This window comes from Hymenobacter jeollabukensis, assembly GCF_005771675.1.
Classification (GTDB): domain Bacteria; phylum Bacteroidota; class Bacteroidia; order Cytophagales; family Hymenobacteraceae; genus Solirubrum; species Solirubrum jeollabukense.
Genome location: NZ_VAJM01000006.1, coordinates 65342 through 83461 on the forward strand (window position 1 = coordinate 65342; position 18120 = coordinate 83461).

Sequence of the window (18120 nt, forward strand, 5' to 3'; positions counted from 1 at the left end):
TGATTCGAGCTTAACTCAGCAGCCGGCAAACCAGCCAGCCGAGCACGAAGCCGGCCTGGGCCGCTGCTTGCAGGCGCCCCGTTACCGGCGGGGCGCCTGCGGCATCTTGCGGATAATCGGCTAGTAGATCGGGCGTAGGGATAAAGCACGCGGGATACCAGGGCCCGCAAGACCCCTTAGTTGCCGAGGACGATTTCGACGCGGCGGTTTTTGGCGCGGCCGTCCTCGGTGGTGTTGGCGGCCACGGGCTCCAGGGCGCCGTGGGCGTAGACCTGCACGCGGCCGTCGGGAAACGAAGAGCGACTTTTGGCCTCCAGCCAGCTTTTGACGGCCAGGGCACGTTGCTCGGAGAGCTGCTGGTTCTTATCAGCGTTGCCCACGTTGTCGGTGTGGCCGTGCACGGCGACTTTCAGGCGGCCGGCCACCACCAGGTCGTCGAAGAGGCGGTTGAGGTCCTGCTCGGCGGCCGGGGTGAAGGCGCTGCGGCCGGTTTCAAACTCGATGTTCCAGGCCCGCTTGCTCACGCTCTGGCGGATTTCGTCGTCGGCGACAAACTGCTGCTGCTCGGCCGGGGCAATGGTTTTGCCCTTGTACTGCGCCTGTAGCTTCTTCAGGATGCTCAGGTCCAGCATCTGGTCGAGGGGCACGTAGCTGGGCAGCTCCTTGGGGTAGAGCCGGCTTTGCACGTCGCCGAAGGTTTTGTAGACGGAGGCGTAGATGTTGGTGCCGCCGTTGTCGAGGCCGAACAGGGTGAGGTTGTCGGCGAAGTTGAAGGCCTTGCTGCCGCCCAGTTCCACCACTTCGCCGGTTCGGTCGGCTTCGCTTACGCCCTTGTAGTAGCGCAGCCAGTAGCTGCCGGGCTTGTCCTTGTCGCCATACACCTCGCTGGAAATATCCGCGGCGCGCTGCAGAGCTTCCGGGTGGCTTTTCACCTGGTCGCCGGCCACGGCCAGGGCGGTGATGATGCCGGTTACCTCTTTCTCGTGGGCGTCGTACCAGCGCTTCGTGGTGACCATGATGTTGGGCATCTGGTTGCTGTAGTCCTTGGTCGAGACGATGTTCACGAGCCCGCCTTTCTGCTTGGCAATGTTCACGTCGCCGGGCGTCCAGGTGGCTACCGCGTCGGCCACCACGTCGACTTTCACGCCGGTGCTGCGGCCTTTCACCACTTTCAGGCGCTGCTCGGGCTTGCCGAGGATGTATTTCTCGGCGGCCACCAGGAAGTCGGAGGCGGCCATGAAGTTCACCGCTTCGGGGTCGTAGGTCGTCTCGTCGGGGTTGACTTTGAGGCCGTTGTCGGCGCACCACTTCAGGGCAATATTCTGGTCCCCGTCGCGCAGGTAGCAGGCAATGGTCTTGCCCAGGGCCGATTTGGGGTTGTCGAGCCACTCTTTCGGGCCCATCAGCTTGTCTTCGCCGAACGACTTACCGGGGCTGTAGGGCAGAATCTGCAGGCCGGTGCCGGCTTTTTCCAGCTGCTGCTGCACGGCCGAGAAGGCCGGCAATCCGTCGCCCATGATGCTCACGATGAGGCCGGGCGTCTGGGGGTTGTTCTGCAGGTCGAGGGCGTTTTTCACCAGATCGGCCTGCATTTTGGCCACGTCGTCCTGCCGCACAATCTGCATGTCGATGCCGTTGGCAGCCATTGCCGAGCCTTCGGTGCTGCGCGGGCCACCGTTGGCCAGCATGGCGCCCATCTGCGAGTTCCAGGCCATTACTTCCCAGGTCACCGGCGTGCCTTTCTCGGCCGGCGTAGTGGCGGGCAGCGGGGCCAGCGGCACCGCCACGTTGGTGCGGGAGCCCCCCGCCTGGGTGGGCAGCTCGATGCTGTTCAGCAGCACCGACTGCGTTTCGGCTTTCTGGAAGACGGCCCCGCTGCTAATGAGCTTGTTGATGCCGAAGTAAGCGGCCAGCACCAGCAGCAGGCCGATGACGATTTTACCGCGAGTTGTCATGATGGGTAGTGTGAAAAATGTGGTTGGAATGTGCGGAATGTGCGGAATGTGCGGAATGAGGAGAATGTGAGGAATGAGAAAATGTGGTATCTGATCTTTAAGTGGTTCAGCGTAACTGCGTCGACGCACTGTCCTCATTTTTCACATTTTTCACATTTCTCACATTCCCCCACATTCAACTCTAGTCCAGCAGCTTGCTAAAGGCGTCGTTGCTGGCCTGGGCGGTGGCGCGGGGCGTCTGGCCGACGGCTTTTTCGTCGAGCAGGGAGTTGAAGTCGCCCTTCTGGTATTTCTCCAGCAGGCGCTGGCCTTTCTCGCTCATCACCCCGTTCTGGATGTCCATTTCCTTCACAAAGGCCTGGGAGTAGCGCATGGCCTGCTTGATCTGGCCCAGCTTCATGGCCATGTCCTGGGCCACGCGGTCGGTAGCCAGGTCGAAGAAGTACTTCTTGTCCGGGTCGCCGCGCAGGATGTTCATAGCAGCGCGCATGCCGCTGCTGGTGCGCTTCACCAACTCGTACTCGTCTTTCAGCAGGTTCACCTTGAACTTGGAGTTGTCGATCTGGCGCAGGGCGGCTTTCAGGATCTGGCGCATCACCAGGCTCACGTTGGCGGTGGTGGTCAGCATGGGCTGCAGGCGGGCGTTGTAGTCTTCGAGCTGGGCGGCGCGGGAGGCGTACTGCTCGGCGGCGTCCTTTTCGCCCTGGCGCTGGGCCGAGGTGGCCAGGCTCAGGTACTCCTGCATCTGCTGCTTGTTGCCGTCCATCTTGCGCTTCACCAGCTCGTGGGCGCCCTCCACGTGGGCCACTTCGGCGTCCATTTTCTTGGCCTCCTGCTCGGTGTTGCGGATGTAGTCCTGCATGATGCCGATGGGGTCCGTCTCGACGAAAATGCCGGCGGCGGTGCGGAAGATGCGCTGCCCGGCGTACCACAGGCCGGCCTTGATGCGCTTGCTGGTCACGAGCAGAAACATGGCGAACAGCGCGCCCAGCCCGATGCCGAGCTTCACCGTGTCGAACACCATGTCGACCAGGAACGGGACGATGGAGCCCCAGAAGTACACGCCGGTGCCGACGGCGCCCGCGAGGAAAATCCAGCCGGCTACTTTTTCCGGCTTCTGCCACTTGGCGAGTCCAGCTTCGTGGTCAGTGGAAAGCATTGTGTCCATTTGGTGAAAAGGTGAGTTTGTGAAATAGTGAGTTTGATGCGGTGATTCAGAAGCGGCGAAAGGGCGAGGAGTTGTTGAACTGCAACTCACCATTTCACCACCTCTCTATTTCACCGGCAGCGTGAGCAGAAAGCTCTGGGCGGCCTGGAAGTGGGCGTGCAGGTCGGCGGCGGCGCTGGCGTTGGCCAACTCGTAGGAAGCCAGGGCCGCCTGGGCTTTCTGGCGCTCCTCCCCTAGCTGCTGCTGGGCGGCCTGCAGCTCCTGGCTTTTGGATTCCAGCTGCCGGGTCAGCTCGGCCAGGTCGGCCTGCAGCTTCTGCTCCTGGGCCAGCAGCTGCACGATGACGCTGGGGCGGGTGTTGGGAATCTTGATTTCGCCGAGCTTCTCCTTGTGCCGCTCCAGCACCTTGTTGCGGTCCGACTGCAGGGTGCGCTCAAACTGATCGGCCGAGGCCAGCAGCTCCGGCACCGAGAGGCCCGTCACGGCCGCGAAGGCGTGGAAGGCCGTCTGGTAGAGCACCGGGCCCGACAGCCCGCTGGCGGCCATGCTACGCACCATCTTGCAGTAAGCGGCGAAGTCCTTGCCGTCGCCAGCCAGCAAGCCGTTGATGTGGTCAGTGTGGCGCTGCTCGGGCTGCGTCACGGCGGGCGCCGGCGGACTGAAAGCGGCTCCGGCCGCCGCGGGCCCCTGCGGCGCCAGCGGCGCAGCCGGCGCAAAGGCCGGGGCTACCGGCGCCGCACCCGGCAAGGGCCGGGCCTGCGGGGTGCTGGGGGCCGCCGCGTCGTCGCTTTCGACGAAGAAGTCTTTGGCGGCTTTGGCGATGTTGTCGAAGATGGCCATTGGAAAAGGCGGTTAGGGTAACGTCTTGCGGGACGCGGACCCTAAGCCAATCCAGATGCCGATGAGCCGATACCAAATCAGCAACCAATTATAGCAACCTGATTATCAAAGTATAAAAATCAAATTCCACAAATTCAGCCGGGCCATAAAGCAGCCAACCCTTCCGTTTTGGAAGGGTCGGCGTTGTCGAAACGGAGTTCTGAAAGGGCTTACGAGGCCAGGCCGTACTCCTGCAGCTTGCGGTAGAGCGTGGTCAGGCCGATGCCGAGTTGCCGGGCGGCCTCGGTTTTGTTGCCCTCGGTTTCGGCCATCACCTGGCGGATGTGCTGGGCTTCGAGGGCGCGCAGGCTCCGGTCGTCGGGGCTGAAGCCGGCCAGACCGGCCGCGGGGCTGCCGCTGGCGTGAAACTCGTCGGGCAGGTAAGCGGCGGCCAGGGGCTGGTCGGCGGGCGCCAGGATGGCGGCGCGCTCCAGCACGTTCTTCAGCTCGCGCACGTTGCCGGGCCAGTCGTAGCGCTGCAGCAGGCGCAGCGTGTCCGCGTCGAGGCCGGGCAGGCGCTTGCTCATGCGGGCGGCGAAGTAGCGCAGAAAGTACTCGGCCAGCGGGGCCACGTCGTCGGGGCGGGCCTTCAGGGGCGGCACCCCGATGGTGAAGACCGAGAGGCGGTAGTACAGGTCGGGCCGGAACTGCCCGTTGGCGGCTTCCTGCTTAAGGTTGCGGTTGGTGGCCGCCACCAGCCGCACGTCCACCTTGGTAGGCTTGGTGTCGCCGAGCTTGGTGAAGGTCTGCGTTTCGAGCACGCGCAGAAACTTGGCCTGCACCGACAGCTCCAGCTCCCCGATTTCGTCCAGGAACAAGGTGCCGCCCGAGGCTTCTTCCAGCAGACCCTTCTTGTCGCCCAGCGCCCCGGTGAAGGCGCCCTTGCGGTAGCCGAACAGCTCCGATTCCAGCAAGTCCTTGGGGAAGGCCGAGCAGTTCACCGCCACGAAGGGCTTGCCCTTGCGCGGCGAAGCCTGGTGAATGGACTGGGCAAACAGCTCCTTGCCCGAGCCGGTGGGCCCTTCCAGCAGCACGGTAGCATCGGTGGCGGCTACCTGCCGGCCCAGCGTTTTGGCCCGTTCCAGCGCCGGCGAGTGACCAATCATCGACTCAAAGGAATGCTGCTGGCCCACCTGCCGCTCCAGCTCGGCCACGCGGTAGCGCAGGCGGGCTTTTTCGGCGGCGCGCTCCACCAGCACCGGCAGCTGGTCGTTGGAGTCGCCCTTGGTGATGTAGTCGAAGGCGCCGTCCTTCATGGCCTGCACCCCGTCGATAATGGTGCCGTAGGCCGTCATCAGGATGATTTCCGAGAGCGGGGCCTTCTGCTTCAGGCGCGGCAGCAGCTGTACGCCGTGGGCGTCGGGCAGCTTCACGTCGCAGAGCACCACCAGCACCTGCGGGTGCTGCCCGAGCAGCTCCAGGCCCTCGGCGGCATTCACGGCCTGCAGCACGTGGTAGTCTTCCAGCTCCAGCAGGCGGGCCAGCAGCTGGCGCAGGCGGGGTTCGTCGTCGATGATGAGAATGGTGCCTTGGGGCATGGCGGCGAAGGGCGCGGCGAAAGGTGAGGGAGCAAGCCGCGGCGCAAAGGTGCCAAATTCCCCGGCTCGGCGCGGAGCCGCAGATTAACTCCCCGGCAGCTCACATCATCGGGGCCGCGGCCGGACGATTTCCCGGGGCCGCGGCCGGGCAGCCCGGCAAACTCCAATCAACCCCGGATCAGCGCCACATCATCGTGGCATTGAGCTGTACGTCAGCGCACAAGACCTTTGCATTCGTCGCCATCAGACTGATGGGCGACGCTGCTCCTGCCCTTTCTGCGCTATGAAAACCAACTTCGCTACTTCCCTGCTGGCCCTGCTCAGCGCCAGTTTGCTGCTCGGCCCCACGGCGGGCTGCCAGCGCCACGCCTTCAGCGGCCCCACGCCCACCCCGGCCGCCGCCCCCGCCGTGCGCCAGCTGCAGTTCGGCTACGGCAGCCGCTATTCCGGCCACCGCACCACCTACACCCTGCAAGCCGACGGCGTGCTACTCACCCAGGCGGGCATCGGGCTGCGGCCCGGCACGCCGGTAGCGGCGCTGCGCGTAGGCCCCGCTCAGGCCCGGGCCGCGCTGCGCCGCTTCGATGCGCTGCCGGACGACAGCCTGGGCTTTGAGCAGCCGGGTCAGCACTACTACTTTCTGGAAGGCTACACCGAAGCTGGCCAGAGCGTGCACCTGGCCTGGGGCGCCGCCGACACCACCGCCCCGCACTGCGCCCGGGTGCTCTACCGGCAGCTCAACGGCCTGCTCCCGGCGAATCTGTAGCCTGGTCAGCCTTGCACCCGCAGCCTACTCCTCGATGCGGTCGACGTCAGTCAGCTGGCCTTTGTTTTTCATGCTCCGCAAATCCAGCTGCGTGAGCGTGAACGGCTCCTTGCTGAAGTTGCCGGGCAGGTTGAGTTTGCGCAGGGGGTGCGAGTCGTCCGTTTCGTAGGCATTGGCCACCACGCCCACCGTGTTGGCCTGGGCCCGCACCACTTTCAGCAGCGAGTAGTTCTGGGTGGAGTCGTCGCGCACGGTGTAGATGTCGCCCACGCGCGGCGCCGCCAGGAAGGCGTCACTGTTCTGGGCTTTGCGGATGGTGAAGATGGCCGCCCAGGCAATGCCCATGGCCAGCAGCACCGCCCCCGACCACTGCCACCACGGAGCCCGCGTGGCGGCTTTCCGGGCGCGGACGGCCTGCTTCACGGCGTCGGCTTCCGCCGGAATCTTGCCAAATTCCCAAGTGGCCTGACACTGCTGGCACTGCACCACGGCGGGCTTGCTGTAGGGCAGCACCGGAATCCAGTAAAGGTGCACGTAGCGGCTGAAAATGCTTACGCGCAGCTGGTTGGCCGTGTGACAGGCCGGACAGGCCACCCCGGGCAGCGGTTCCGTCCGCACGTGCGAACCGTTCGTACCAAAAAAAATCATTGACGGAAGAATAAGGCGGCCTCATGACACGCTTTCAAAGGTATAGCTGCTCTGGTACTGAGCCGTCGATTGCCTGGCAAAAAATCAGTCATCATTTGCACTGCCGTTGACCGCAGTAGTTTGCCCCTAAACCATAAAAAAGGCCCCGCAGCAAGCTGCGGGGCCTTTTTCTTATTGCGTTACCAGCCTTAGCTACGCACCACGCGCAGCTGGCGCTTGAGCCGCTCGATGCGCACCTTGGCCTCGTCGATGCGGCCCTGGTACTCCTCGCGCAGCTGGCCAGCATTCTTCGAGCGGGCGAAGAAGTCCAGGTTGGTCTGCAGCGTGGCCACGTCGTTTTCCAGCTCGTTGATGTCGCGGCGCAGGTTCTGCTCCTTGCGGTAGAGCAGCTGCTGGGCCTCGGGGTTCGACTTCAGGCGCTGCACCTCCAGTTGGAAGCGCTGCTCGTCGCGCTCCACGTAGGTCAGCCCCGGAATGGTGTCGATGTACTTGCTTATCAGCTCCAGGAATTTCTCCTCGGCCTGGGCGCCGCTGCCGCCGCGGCGGCCCTGCTGCGGCAGTTCGCTCTGGCTCCACTCGGCCACCAGGGCCTGCAGTCCTTCCTGGGTGCCAGGGTTATCCTCCGAGAGCGTCGCGATGTGCGAGGCCACGCTATCGAGGCGGGCGGCCTGGTCCTGAGAGAGCTGCTGCTGGTGCTGCTCGCGCTGGCGCGTTTCGGTCTGCTTCCGCTCGAAGAACGAGTCGCAGGCGGTGCGGAAGCGGTGCCAGATCTTATCCGACTGCTTTTCGGGCACGCGGCCGATATTCTTCCACTCCTTCTGCACCCGGATGACGACCTCGCGGCCTTCCTCCCAGTTCGGGTTTTCCAGCGCGGCCTCGGCCTGCTCGCACAGCGCGATTTTGGCCTTCAGGTTGCGGTTTTTCTCCTCGTCGAGAGCCTTGAAGAACTGGTTCTTGTGCTGGAAGAAGCCTTTGTAGGAAGCCCAGAACTGCTTGTTCATGGTTTCGGCCTGGCTGCGCGGCACCAGACCGGCGGCGTCCCACTGCTCCTTCAGCGTCTGCAGCTCATCGGTCTTGGCGCGCCACTCGTTCACCCGCTCGGTCTTGAAGTCGCCGAAGGGCAGAATCTGGGCCAGCAACTCCTGCTTGCGCTGCAGGTTGGCGTTTTCCTGGGCCGAGCGCGCGTCCACGAAGGCGCGCTTGCGGTTGTGCACCTGCTCCGAAGCCTGCAGGAAGCGCTGCCACAGCGGCTCGCGCATCTCGTTGGGCACCGGGCCCACGCCCTTCCATTCCTCGTGCAGCTGGCGCAGCTCCGTGAGGGCCTTGTTGATGCTCGGTTGCTGCACCAAATCCTCGGCGCGCTTGATCAGCGCCTCCTTGGCTTCGAGGTTGCGGCGGCGGTCCAGCTCCTTCATTTCGAAGAACAAGCCGCGGTTGTTGTAGTAGATGTCGAGTAGGGCGTGGTAGCTGTTCCACAGCTCCTGCGACTGCTGCTGCGGCACCGGGCCGGTGGCCTTCCACTCGGCCTGCAGGGTCTTGATGCGGGCCGACGAGTCCTTGGTTTCGGCCGACTCCACCAACTGGCGCAGCTGCGAGAGGAGGTGCTGCTTGTGGGCCAGGTTCTTGGCGCGCTGCTCGTCCTCGTTGCGAGCGTCGCGCACGCGGGCGTCGCGGTAGTCCTGCATGGCGCGGGTCACCTCGGCGTAGTGCTCGGGGCCGCTGAAGCTGAAGTCCTCGGCGTTGTTGCCGGCTTCGGTGAAGCGCTGACGGGCCGTGCCGCGCTCCGAGCCCACACCCTGCTCGTACTGGCGGTGCAGGTCAAGAATCTGGCGGCGGTTCTGGCGCGCGTCGGGGCGGCGCAGCAGCTCCAGCAGGTAGGCACCCTGGGCGGGCTGGTCGAGCTTGGCGAAGTCCGGGGCCGGGGTTTCGGGCACGTAGTCCTCGTCGTCCTCATGGTGCGGGGCAACGTGCTCGGCGGCGTGAGCCGCCTCGGCGGCCGACTCATTATTGGAAGTTGGCAGGGCGGCCAGCGGAGCGGGGGCATCTTCCAGCGCCTCGGCCGAAGCCAGGGGCTGCGCGGGCAGCGTTACGGCAGCGGGCTCGGTGGCCGGGGCCGGCGTCACGTCGGGCTGAATGGCGGGTACGGGCGGGTTGGTTTCCGAAGCCTGGGCCACGGCGCCGGGGCCTTCGTTGCCGTAGTGCTCTTCGGCACGCTGCTGGGCCGCCGACGGGGAATCAGCCTGGGCAACTTCGACTTGCTGCTGCTCGGCAAACGCCTTATTAGCTGCCGATTGCCCGTAGTCAGCTGCAGCGTCGCTCGAAGCTGCTTCGGCCGTAGCCACGCTGGCTTCAGCCGGTACCACCGGCGTCGGCTCGGTACCGGCCGTGCCGGGCTCCGCCGTCGGGTCGATGGCGGCCGGCGCGCTGTGGTCGGCGTGTTCGGTAATGTCCTCCGCGGCTACGGCCGGGCTGGGAGCGGCGGCCGGCTGGGCCGAGGGCGAAGCAGCCGCTTCCACGTCGGGCCGGGCGGCCGCGGTGGGTACCTCAGGCGCGGCGGCGGCCGGTACTTCGGCTGGCGCGGCGGCAGCCGGCTGGGCCGGGGCGGTGGCGGGTTGGGGTTGCGAGTCAGCAGGGGCATCGGCAGCGGGGCCGCCTTGCTGGCGGGACTGCGCGATTTCGGCCAGCCGGCGCTCCAGGATGCTCATGGGATTATCCTGGTTCGACTCGGGGCGGTTGGGGGTTTCGTTCTCCGGTTGCATGGTTCTCTCTCGACAAACCCACCCGACGGGCCGCAACAGCGGCGGGCCGGGCAGGCTACATAATCAGTTCAGGCGCGGGTCCAGGGGGTAGTTCGACAGCACGCGGTAGCGCCCGCCTTTCTCGCGCAAAATGGCTTGCCAGAAGGCATCGGTGGTCAAAGTAAACACTTTCCCGGCAGCATTCGGGTGCACTATCCAAGTCTTTTCCTGCACTTCGCCGGCCAGCTGGCCCGCCGTCCAGCCCGAATAGCCGACGTACAGGCGCAAGTTGTTCTCCGTCAATTCGCCGGCCGCGATAAGGCCGAGCAGCATCTCAAAGTCGCCGCCCCAGTACACATCTTCGGCCAGGGGCTCGGCGCCGGGCAGGTCGGGGCGCTGGTGCAGGTAGTGCAGGGTATCGGGCTGCACGGGGCCGCCCACGTGCAGGGGCAGCGTGGCGGCCGGGTGCTCGTCGCCGCCGGGCAGGCTCATCGCGTCGCCCAGGCGCACGGTGGTCGGGCGGTTGAGCATCAGCCCAAACGTGCCATCTTCTTCGTCGTGGCGGCACAGCAGCACCACCGACCGCTCGAAGTTCGGGTCGCCCAGGAAAGGCTGCGATATCAGAAGGCTACCGCTGCGCAGATTGGTGGCCATGACGAAGGCGAAATAAGGGTGAACGATAGGACCACTGACGCCCGCAGGCCGCGCAAAGATGCGCGAAGAATCGGGCCCGGCAAGTTGATGGGGGCTTTACCTCTACGTTGGGCACGGCCCCGCAGGTTCCATTCGCGGCGGCCTTGCGTTTGCCAACTACCGCGGGCTCCGCTGGTTTATCGCCCCCGAACCACGGGCAGTGCACGGCAAACGCGTCGGCGCCCCGCAAATTGCGCCTACTTTTGCGCCCGAACCTGTTGCCGCCGCCCGATGCAAGACCAAAACCTCGCCGACCTACGCAAAACCTACGCCCAGCACGAGCTGGACGAAGCCGCCGCCGACCTCGATGCCCTGCGCCAGTTTCGCCGCTGGCTCGACGAAGCCCTGCAGGCTAAGGTGGACGAGCCCACGGCCATGACGCTGAGCACGGTGGCGCCCGACGGGCAGCCCTCGGCCCGCATCGTGCTGCTGAAGGGCCTGCCCGACGAGGCCGGGTTCCTCTTTTTCACCAACTACGACTCGCGCAAGGGCCAGGAGCTGGCCGCCGACCCCAAGGCCGCGCTGACTTTCTTCTGGCCGGCGCTGGAGCGACAGGTGCGGGTGGAAGGCACGGTGGAAAAAGCCGCTGAAACCGTCTCAACGGAGTACTTCCAGAGCCGGCCGCACGGCTCGCAGGTGGGCGCCTGGGCCTCGCCCCAAAGCCAGGTTATCGGCAGCCGGCACGAGCTGGAACGGCGCGAGCAGGACGTGGAGCAGCGCTTCGCGGGGCAGGACCCGCTGCCGCGCCCCCCGCACTGGGGTGGCTACGTGCTGCGCCCCAGCCGCATCGAATTCTGGCAGGGCCGCCCCTCGCGCCTGCACGACCGGCTGGTGTACGACAAAACCGACGACGGCTGGCAGCGCAGCCGGCTGGCGCCGTGAGACTTAATTAATAATTAAGAATGAAGAATTAATAATTGGGAGATTGGCTTACCGACGCCTCCCTAATTCTTTCATTGTTAATTATTAATTCTTCATTGTTAATTATAAAATGGCCGAAATTCAACCCGTGCGCGCCTGGCGCTACAACCCGGAGCTGAGCCAGCGCATCGACGATTACGTGTCGCCCTTGTTCGACGTGGTGTCGGCGAAGCAGCGCGAGGCGCTGTACCGCAACCCGCTCAACAGCATCCACCTCTCGGTGCCGCGGCCCGGGCCCGACCCGGCCGGCGAGGCGCTGCGCCGCCTTACCGAGTGGGAGCAGTCGGGGGTGCTGCTGCAGGACGCGCTGCCGGGCATCTACGCCTACTACCAGTATTTCCGCCTGCCGGGCAGTGCGCGCGAGTACGTGCGCAAGGGCTTCATGTGCCACATCCGGGCCTACGACTGGGCCGAAAACGTGGTACTGCGCCACGAAAACACGCTGCCGGCGGCCGTCAACGACCGGGCCGAGCTGCTGGCGCGCACCCAGTTTCAGACCAGCGCCACCCACGGCCTCTACCGCGACGACGCCCACGAGCTGGAGCGCTACCTCGACGAGGCCATTGAGGACCCGCTGTTTGAAACCGAGGACTACCAGGGTGTGCGCGACGTGCTGGCCGTGATTCAGGACGCCGGGGTGATTCAGCGGTTTCAGCGGCTGCTGGCCGAGCGGCAGGTCATCCTCGCCGACGGGCACCACCGCTACGAAGGCTCCCTGGCGTATCGGCAGGCCCGCATGGCGGCCAACCCGCAGCACACCGGCGCCGAGCCCTGGCATTACCACCTGATGTACCTCACCAACGCGGCCTCGGACGATTTGCGCATCCTGCCCACGCACCGCCTGCTGCTGGAGCTGCCCGGCGGGCTCACGGACGCGGAGTTCCTGGTCCGGCTGGAGCCGTACTTCGTGGTCACGCCCAAGGACGACGCGTTTGATCTGCCCGAGGTCATAGCCGGCAAGCCCTGGGCCTTCGGGCTGTACCTGGGCGGGCTGCCCTACAAGCTGCGCCTGCGCCCCGAAGTGCACCAGCAGCTCGACTGGGACACCACCCCGGAGGTGAAGCAGCTGGATCTGACGGTGCTGCACTACTTCGTGCTGGAGCGCGCCTTGGGCATCGTGGGCATCGATGCGCAGCGGCAATGGCCGGGCGTGACCTACGTACGCAACTTCGCCGAGGGCCTGCAGCGCGTGGATTCGGGCGAGGCCCGCGCCGTGCTCATCACCAACGAGGTGACCATGGACGAGGTGGAGCGCGTGTGCCATTCCGGTGCCGTGATGCCCCCGAAATCAACCTTTTTCTACCCCAAAACCCTCGGCGGCCTGCTCTTCACCAGCATCCGCGACGACGAGCCGGTGGGGCTGCTTTAGGATGAGTAGGTGCTGGCTGAGCAGATGAGTGGATAACGGCCCCTCTGGCTGCGAAAAAATTGCCTGCCACTAATTCCACGGCTTCTGTTTCCTGCCCATCTACTCATTTACTCACCTGACATCTACTCATCTAACGAATATGCGCCTGATTCTCGCCTCCAACTCGCCGCGCCGCCGCCAGTTGCTGACTGACCTCGGCCTGAGCTACGAAGTACGGCTGAAGGAAGTCGATGAGACGTACCCGCCGGAGCTGCAGCGGGCCGCAGTGGCCGAGTACCTGGCCGCCCACAAAGCCAGCGCCTACCGTGCCGATCTGCGGCCCGGTGAGGTGCTGCTGACGGCCGACACCATCGTGTGCCTCGACGAGCAGGTGCTCAACAAGCCGGTGGACGACGAGGACGCCGTGCGCATGCTCACCTTGCTGCAGGGCCGCGCCCACGACGTGTACACCGGCGTGTGCCTGCTCACCGGCGAGGGGCAGCAGGTGGTGTTTTCGGATCAGACGCGGGTGCATTTCCGCCCGCTCACGGAGGCCGAAATCCGCCACTACGTGCAGCATTACCGCCCCCTCGACAAAGCCGGCGCCTACGGCGCCCAGGACTGGATCGGGCTGGTGGCCGTGACGCGGCTGGAAGGCTCCTACTTCAACGTGATGGGCCTGCCGGTGCACCGCGTGTGGGAAGAGCTGCAGCGGCTCACCGGCGGGCAGCTGTTGCCCGGCGCATGAGCCGGCCCGCCGCGTCGCCCCGGCCAGCCTTTTTCCTAGCAATGGGGCTGCTGCTGGTGCTGGCCATCTGCCTTGGCCCCGGCCTGATTTTCGGCCTGAGCCACTACGCCGATGTAGCGCACCTGCGCCACGTGCGCTACCACGACGCGACGTTTCGTTACCTGCCCATCCCGCTCACGCCCGCCGGCTACGCGCAAGCCAAGCTGGCCTGGCTCGGCCTGACGCTGCTAGGCAGCACCGTGCTGCTCTGGCAATGGCGCCGACGCGGCCGTCTGTACCGAGAGCTGGCCGCGCTGCATCGGGAATGGCGCGCGGCCCCGCCCCTGCTGGCGCCCTGGCGGCGGCTGCGCCCGGCCGAGCGCCGCACCGCCCTGCTGCTCTTCGGCGCCCTGCTGCTGGTGCGCAGCTACTACCTGCTGCGCTACCCCCTCTACGGCGACGAAGTGGTGACCTACCTGAGCTTCGTGCGCGCAGGTGGGCTGGCCGCCGTCAGCTTCTACCCTATTCCGAACAACCACATCGGCTACAGCCTGATTTGCTGGCTGTTTAGCCTGGTCAGCCCGAATTTCTACTGGGCGACGCGCCTGCCCACCTTTCTCCTCAGCGCGCTGGGCACGGCCGGGGTGGGCCTGTTGCTGCTGCGCCACGTGAACTTCCGCGTGGCGGCGCTGACGGTTTTCCTGTTCGGCTTCTTCCCCTACGCCCTGTTTCAGTCGGTGGTGGGCCGGGGGTATTTTCTGCTGGCGGTGTGCGCGCAGCTGGGCTTTCTGGCGGTGCTCACGCTGCTGCGGCGCCCGATGCGGCCGCGCCTGGCCTGGGCGCTGCTGGTGGGCAGCAGCGTTGTCGGGCTGTACGCCATGCCCTCGTACCTGCTCGTATTCGGCAGCCTGCTGGCGGGGCTGGCCGCTGACTTCCTGTGGCAGCAACGCCCGGCGCGACTTTGGTCGCTCGGGCTGGCGGGCATGGTCGTGGGCGGCGCGGCGGCGCTGCTCTACGCGCCGGTGCTGCTGGTATCGGGGCCGCGGGCGCTGCTGGCCAATGGCTACGTGGCGCCCGGCGCCGGCTACACGGCCGGCCTGACGGCCCTAGACTTCCTCGCACGCACCGAGGGACAGCTGCTCGGCGCCGGGCCGCTGGGGCTGGCGGTGGTCGGCGGCCTCAGCCTGGCAGGTCTGCTGCTCGGCTACCGGCAGCGGGCGCTGCTGCCGCTGGTACTGTTGGCGCTGGGCCTGCTGTGGCTACCCTACCTGCCGCTGCTGCTGCGGGGCGTGTACCCGCCGGCGCGGGTGCTGTCGTACCGGGTGTTCTTCCTGTTTCTGCTGGCGGCTCTACTTCTCGAAACGGGCCTGCGCTGGCCGCCGCTGGCGGCGCTACGGCGGCGGCCGGTACTGAGCGTAGCGCTGCCGGTGCTGGCCTGGGCCGGCGTGGCCGTACTGCTGTTTCAGCGCCGTGCCACTCAGGAAGCGGCCCGCAACGAGCGGGTGACGCACTCCTACGCCTGGCTGCGGGCCCACGGTGCCCGCCGCGTGCTGGTTGAAGCACCCCACTACCAACTGTACCTGCAGTTTTTCAGCCAGACCAATCATACCGGGCTGCGCATCGATGCCGCCACCGCTGCCGAACCGGGGGCGCGGTACCAGTTTTACCTGCTGGATAAGGAGCAATACCGCAAGTTTCGGATTCCGCTGCCCGTCGTTTTCGAGAACGAGGACATTCGCATCTACCGCTGGCCGACGCCCCGGTAGCAGCGGAGGCCATTAGAAGCCCCTTGCCCCGATTTGCCCGCGTTGATCGGGCAAACTGCCCACTCGTTTCTAGCCACCAGCGGCAACCAGCCCGCGCGCAGCGGCGGCGTGCTCAGTCGCGTAGAGGGCCGGCAGGAACTGCTCGAAATTGCCGACTTCCTCCACGTTGTGCCGCAGCCAGGCGTAGCCCATGCGCGCCGTGAACACCCGGCGCTGCAGCAGCGGATTGAGCACGAACTGGCCCAGGCGGCTTTCGTGACCCACCTGCATGCGCGAGGTGTAGCGCGTGCCCTCCGCCCCTGCCGCAAACCAGTGCTCCAGGCTGAAGACCTCCACGCCCAGCACGCGGCGCACCAAGCGGATACCGGTCGAATCGAGCTTGACCACGTCCTCGGTGCTGTCGACCAGCTGCCGCGCGTCGCCGCCGAAGGCCTCCACGATGCGAAAACGGCTGCCCACGCCGGCCCCGCCGTGGGCGTCGGGCCGGGCCAGGGCCCAGTGAATGTGGTCGACGGGGTGCCAGACGAGGTAGCGCGGGTATTGCTGCCCCTGGTACTGCATCGGCTCCCCGATGTGGCGAAACCACCATTCCAGCATGGCGGGCGTCACCCCACGTACCGTGTCGTGGGCAATGGTCAGCTCGAACGAGCCGCGAGGCAGCCGCCGAAACGTGGTTTGGGCGGAATGCAGGGGTTTCAGGGGCCCGGCCAACGGGCGGGGCGGCAACAGGGACCAGCTCATAGGTAGTGATTTGCAAAGACGGGCAGAGGTGCCCCAACCGCCACCAGCGTTGCCGCTGCGGGCCGCGCCGGCTCGGCGTAGGCCCGCAGCAGCCGGGCCAGCGCCCGAATGGCCGAGGGCCGCGTGGCTGCCGGGCCTCGGCCACCGCGTGCCCGCCAGCAGGCCTCGGTCGACCAGTCGCCGGCCGGGGCGGCGGGCAGCACCACCTGAGCGGCTGCCGGAGCCGCCACCGGGCGCGGGGGCAGTGCCGGGGTAGCGGCGAAGGGAAACAGCAGCAGGAAGGCGAACTTGTTCATGGCGGGGAGGACTGGGCAGTGGCAGGGCGGCGCGCCCACCATCGGGGCAGCGACTGGAACAAAGGACCGCCGAAAAACCACCGGGCACAATCGCATAAATGGGCGTATTGGCGTCAGAACAGCCACTTTTTGATGTGATGCCGCGCTCAATCCGGGGCCTGCAGGCCAGCCGCCCCCGCACCGCCCGGGCCTAGCCGCCAGGTCTTGCTGCTCCGACGCCGGCCAAAGCGGATCGGAGCCCTACTTTTATGCCGCCGCCCCGTATGGGCGGGCGTTAGCAGCCCCGGCCAGCACCTGCCGGGCCCTTTCCGTTTGCCATTCATGCTGCACAGCTTTCTGTTTGCCCCTTTCGACGACGCTGCAGCCGAAGCGCAGTTCGATGCCCTGCACGCCACCCTGCAGCCCCTGGCCGCCGGCGACGAGCCGCTGCTGCTGCTGGGCAACCTGCCGCTGGACGACGCCGGCGCCCTCGATGCGGTGCTGCTGCGGCCGGCGGGCATCGTGCTGCTGCAGTTTATCGGGCGCGGCGGGCCGCTGCACATTCCGGCCCTGAACCAGGGCGCGTGGCAGCTGGCCGGGCAGCCGCTGACGGGGCAGGCGGGCAGCGCAAACCCCTACGCGCAGTTTCAGCGGCAGCGGCGGGCCCTGGCGGCCTGGCTCACCGCCCAGCCCGCCCTCGGCCCCATCCGCACCGAGGCCATTGCCGGCCTGGCTCTCTTCAGCCAGCCCGTCACCTTCGGCTCCGAAGTCGAGCCGCGCCTGAACGCGCAGTCGGGCGCCGATAACTTTCAGCTCCTCAGCAGCCTGCCCCACCTGCCGCGCCGCCTGCAGCGCCTGCACCTGCCGGGCGCGGCCCTGCCCGCCGCGGCGCTGCAGCAGTGGCTGCGGCACCTGCAGGCCGAATCGGCCGGAACCGACTCCGCCGCCGACGACGCCGAAGACCAGCCGACCGATTTCTGGACGCAGAAAGCCCGGCAGCTCTGGCGCTGGCTGGGGGCCGAAGACATTCCGCCCGACACCGGCTACGCCGGCTACCAGCCCGACCCGGCCGCCGTCAGCGCCGCAGAAAAAGCGCGCTTGGAGCAAGTGCGCCAGCAGGTGCGCGCCGAGCTGGACCAGCACACCCAGGCCCTGACGGCCCGCGAAGTGGAGCGCGAAGCCACTATCCGGCAGTTGCAGCAACAGCTGGATCAGGCCGCCGCCGCCGCGCCCACCACGGCCGAGCTGCAGGCCCGCCTGGCGGCCGAGACGCGCGAAAAAGAAGCCCTGCACGAAGCCATGCAGCTGGCCCGCGTCGAGTCGGCGGCCCGCAACCGGGAGCTGGACGCCCGCATTGCCCAGCTCGGCGTGCTCATCCAGCAGATGCAGGTCCGGCCCGTCGCCCCGGCTCCGCCGGCCCCCGTGACCCCGCCTCATCCTGCCCCCACGCCACCGGCCGCCGCGCCGGCTCCCCGGCCGGTGGCCCGGCCCCGGGTGCGGCGCTATTCCACCTGGCAGCTGCAGCCCTGGCGGGCGGTGGCGGTGCTGGTGGTAGTGCTCGGGCTGCTGGTGGGTGGCTGGGGCCTGCTGCAGCTCTATCGGGAGCGGGCCCAACCAGCGCCGGACCGCCGCGAAGCCCGGCAGGTCAGTCCCACGGAAACCACGGACGAGCCCGCCGACCAGGCCGCCGAACCCACCGAAGCCGCCCCTTCGGCGTTGGAAGAACGCCTCAACAACGCCGTCATCGACTCGACCGGCACCCAGACCGGCCCCGCGCCCACCGATTCGGTGCTGGCGCCCAGCCCGGGCTACATCGACCCGGATTCGCTGGAAAACCAGAACTAACAGCGCCCTAACACGCAAAAACCGCTGCCGGCCGGACTTCCTGAGAAGCCCAACCGGCAGCGGATTTATAAAGAGTTGTCAGTTGCGAGTTGTCAGAGTTGATGTAGCCACC

Annotated in this window: 15 protein-coding genes; 6 read left to right on the plus strand and 9 right to left on the minus strand. The window is 66.6% G+C overall.

The genetic code is table 11. The features are described from left to right. Window positions 1–176: 176 nt before the first annotated feature. The 4 genes from FDY95_RS14055 to FDY95_RS14070 all read right to left on the minus strand — a co-directional run bounded on the left by FDY95_RS14055 (window position 177) and on the right by FDY95_RS14070 (window position 5540). Window positions 177–1955 carry an OmpA family protein gene (locus tag FDY95_RS14055; protein ID WP_171025681.1) on the minus strand — a complete coding sequence of 593 codons (1779 nt, stop codon included), beginning with the start codon at window positions 1953–1955 and terminating at the stop codon, window positions 177–179. A 181-nt stretch (window positions 1956–2136) separates the two neighbouring features. After that, complete coding sequence (locus FDY95_RS14060; RefSeq protein ID WP_171025682.1) at window positions 2137–3114, minus strand: PspA/IM30 family protein; 978 nt, start codon at window positions 3112–3114, stop codon at window positions 2137–2139. A 114-nt stretch (window positions 3115–3228) separates the two neighbouring features. Continuing rightward, window positions 3229–3963, minus strand: a complete 735-nt coding sequence (locus FDY95_RS14065; protein ID WP_138078548.1) for a hypothetical protein — start codon at window positions 3961–3963, stop codon at window positions 3229–3231. A 209-nt stretch (window positions 3964–4172) separates the two neighbouring features. Then, a complete protein-coding gene (locus tag FDY95_RS14070) occupies window positions 4173–5540 on the minus strand; it encodes a sigma-54-dependent transcriptional regulator (RefSeq protein WP_138078550.1) in 1368 nt (455 codons plus the stop codon). 283 nt (window positions 5541–5823) lie between these two features. On the opposite strand from FDY95_RS14070, the gene FDY95_RS14075 reads away from it, so the two are divergent. Continuing rightward, the gene (locus tag FDY95_RS14075) at window positions 5824–6306 is read left to right on the plus strand and encodes a hypothetical protein (RefSeq protein WP_138078552.1); all 483 of its coding nucleotides are present in this window, start codon (window positions 5824–5826) and stop codon (window positions 6304–6306) included. A gap of 24 nt (window positions 6307–6330) precedes the next feature. Here FDY95_RS14075 and FDY95_RS14080 read toward each other — a convergent pair whose 3' ends face one another. From FDY95_RS14080 to FDY95_RS14090, 3 genes are all read right to left on the minus strand, one after another. Next, window positions 6331–6954, minus strand: coding sequence for a hypothetical protein (locus tag FDY95_RS14080; protein ID WP_138078554.1), 624 nt, complete (start codon window positions 6952–6954; stop codon window positions 6331–6333). A gap of 188 nt (window positions 6955–7142) precedes the next feature. Continuing rightward, on the minus strand, window positions 7143–9713 hold the full coding sequence (locus FDY95_RS26970; protein WP_138078556.1) for a DUF349 domain-containing protein: 2571 nt from the start codon (window positions 9711–9713) through the stop codon (window positions 7143–7145). A 63-nt stretch (window positions 9714–9776) separates the two neighbouring features. After that, on the minus strand, window positions 9777–10346 hold the full coding sequence (locus FDY95_RS14090; protein ID WP_138078558.1) for a YqgE/AlgH family protein: 570 nt from the start codon (window positions 10344–10346) through the stop codon (window positions 9777–9779). A 270-nt stretch (window positions 10347–10616) separates the two neighbouring features. Here FDY95_RS14090 and pdxH point away from each other — a divergent pair, with 270 nt between their 5' ends. From pdxH to FDY95_RS14110, 4 genes are all read left to right on the plus strand, one after another. Beyond that, a complete protein-coding gene (gene pdxH, locus FDY95_RS14095; protein ID WP_138078560.1) occupies window positions 10617–11267 on the plus strand; it encodes a pyridoxamine 5'-phosphate oxidase in 651 nt (216 codons plus the stop codon). 109 nt (window positions 11268–11376) lie between these two features. After that, window positions 11377–12675 carry a DUF1015 domain-containing protein gene (locus tag FDY95_RS14100; protein ID WP_138078562.1) on the plus strand — a complete coding sequence of 433 codons (1299 nt, stop codon included), beginning with the start codon at window positions 11377–11379 and terminating at the stop codon, window positions 12673–12675. A 139-nt stretch (window positions 12676–12814) separates the two neighbouring features. Next, window positions 12815–13402, plus strand: a complete 588-nt coding sequence (locus FDY95_RS14105) for a Maf family nucleotide pyrophosphatase (RefSeq protein ID WP_138078564.1) — start codon at window positions 12815–12817, stop codon at window positions 13400–13402. Window positions 13403–13443: 41 nt separating this feature from the next. Further along, window positions 13444–15147 carry a hypothetical protein gene (locus tag FDY95_RS14110; protein ID WP_138078566.1) on the plus strand — a complete coding sequence of 568 codons (1704 nt, stop codon included), beginning with the start codon at window positions 13444–13446 and terminating at the stop codon, window positions 15145–15147. Between the two features lie 69 nt (window positions 15148–15216). Here FDY95_RS14110 and FDY95_RS14115 read toward each other — a convergent pair whose 3' ends face one another. Further along, a complete protein-coding gene (locus tag FDY95_RS14115; protein WP_138078568.1) occupies window positions 15217–15888 on the minus strand; it encodes a DAPG hydrolase family protein in 672 nt (223 codons plus the stop codon). Next, window positions 15885–16184: a hypothetical protein gene (locus FDY95_RS14120; RefSeq protein ID WP_138078570.1), complete on the minus strand. Its 300-nt coding sequence runs from the start codon at window positions 16182–16184 to the stop codon at window positions 15885–15887. The genes FDY95_RS14115 and FDY95_RS14120 overlap by 4 nt, the downstream gene beginning before the upstream one ends. 321 nt (window positions 16185–16505) lie before the next feature. On the opposite strand from FDY95_RS14120, the gene FDY95_RS14125 reads away from it, so the two are divergent. Next, the gene (locus FDY95_RS14125; RefSeq protein ID WP_138078572.1) at window positions 16506–18008 is read left to right on the plus strand and encodes a hypothetical protein; all 1503 of its coding nucleotides are present in this window, start codon (window positions 16506–16508) and stop codon (window positions 18006–18008) included. Window positions 18009–18120 lie beyond the last annotated feature (112 nt).

Bases quoted from the DNA above. Each gene is read 5' to 3' on its own strand.
- FDY95_RS14125 (WP_138078572.1), top strand. From the start codon at position 16,506: ATGCTGCACAGCTTTCTGTTTGCCCCTTTCGACGACGCTGCAGCCGAA.
- FDY95_RS14060 (WP_171025682.1), bottom strand. From the start codon at position 3,114: ATGCTTTCCACTGACCACGAAGCTGGACTCGCCAAGTGGCAGAAGCCG.
- FDY95_RS14075 (WP_138078552.1), top strand. From the start codon at position 5,824: ATGAAAACCAACTTCGCTACTTCCCTGCTGGCCCTGCTCAGCGCCAGT.
- FDY95_RS14120 (WP_138078570.1), bottom strand. From the start codon at position 16,184: ATGAACAAGTTCGCCTTCCTGCTGCTGTTTCCCTTCGCCGCTACCCCG.
- FDY95_RS14100 (WP_138078562.1), top strand. From the start codon at position 11,377: ATGGCCGAAATTCAACCCGTGCGCGCCTGGCGCTACAACCCGGAGCTG.
- FDY95_RS14055 (WP_171025681.1), bottom strand. From the start codon at position 1,955: ATGACAACTCGCGGTAAAATCGTCATCGGCCTGCTGCTGGTGCTGGCC.
- FDY95_RS14110 (WP_138078566.1), top strand. From the start codon at position 13,444: ATGGGGCTGCTGCTGGTGCTGGCCATCTGCCTTGGCCCCGGCCTGATT.
- FDY95_RS14065 (WP_138078548.1), bottom strand. From the start codon at position 3,963: ATGGCCATCTTCGACAACATCGCCAAAGCCGCCAAAGACTTCTTCGTC.
- FDY95_RS14080 (WP_138078554.1), bottom strand. From the start codon at position 6,954: ATGATTTTTTTTGGTACGAACGGTTCGCACGTGCGGACGGAACCGCTG.
- pdxH (WP_138078560.1), top strand. From the start codon at position 10,617: ATGCAAGACCAAAACCTCGCCGACCTACGCAAAACCTACGCCCAGCAC.
- FDY95_RS26970 (WP_138078556.1), bottom strand. From the start codon at position 9,713: ATGCAACCGGAGAACGAAACCCCCAACCGCCCCGAGTCGAACCAGGAT.
- FDY95_RS14105 (WP_138078564.1), top strand. From the start codon at position 12,815: ATGCGCCTGATTCTCGCCTCCAACTCGCCGCGCCGCCGCCAGTTGCTG.
- FDY95_RS14115 (WP_138078568.1), bottom strand. From the start codon at position 15,888: ATGAGCTGGTCCCTGTTGCCGCCCCGCCCGTTGGCCGGGCCCCTGAAA.
- FDY95_RS14070 (WP_138078550.1), bottom strand. From the start codon at position 5,540: ATGCCCCAAGGCACCATTCTCATCATCGACGACGAACCCCGCCTGCGC.
- FDY95_RS14090 (WP_138078558.1), bottom strand. From the start codon at position 10,346: ATGGCCACCAATCTGCGCAGCGGTAGCCTTCTGATATCGCAGCCTTTC.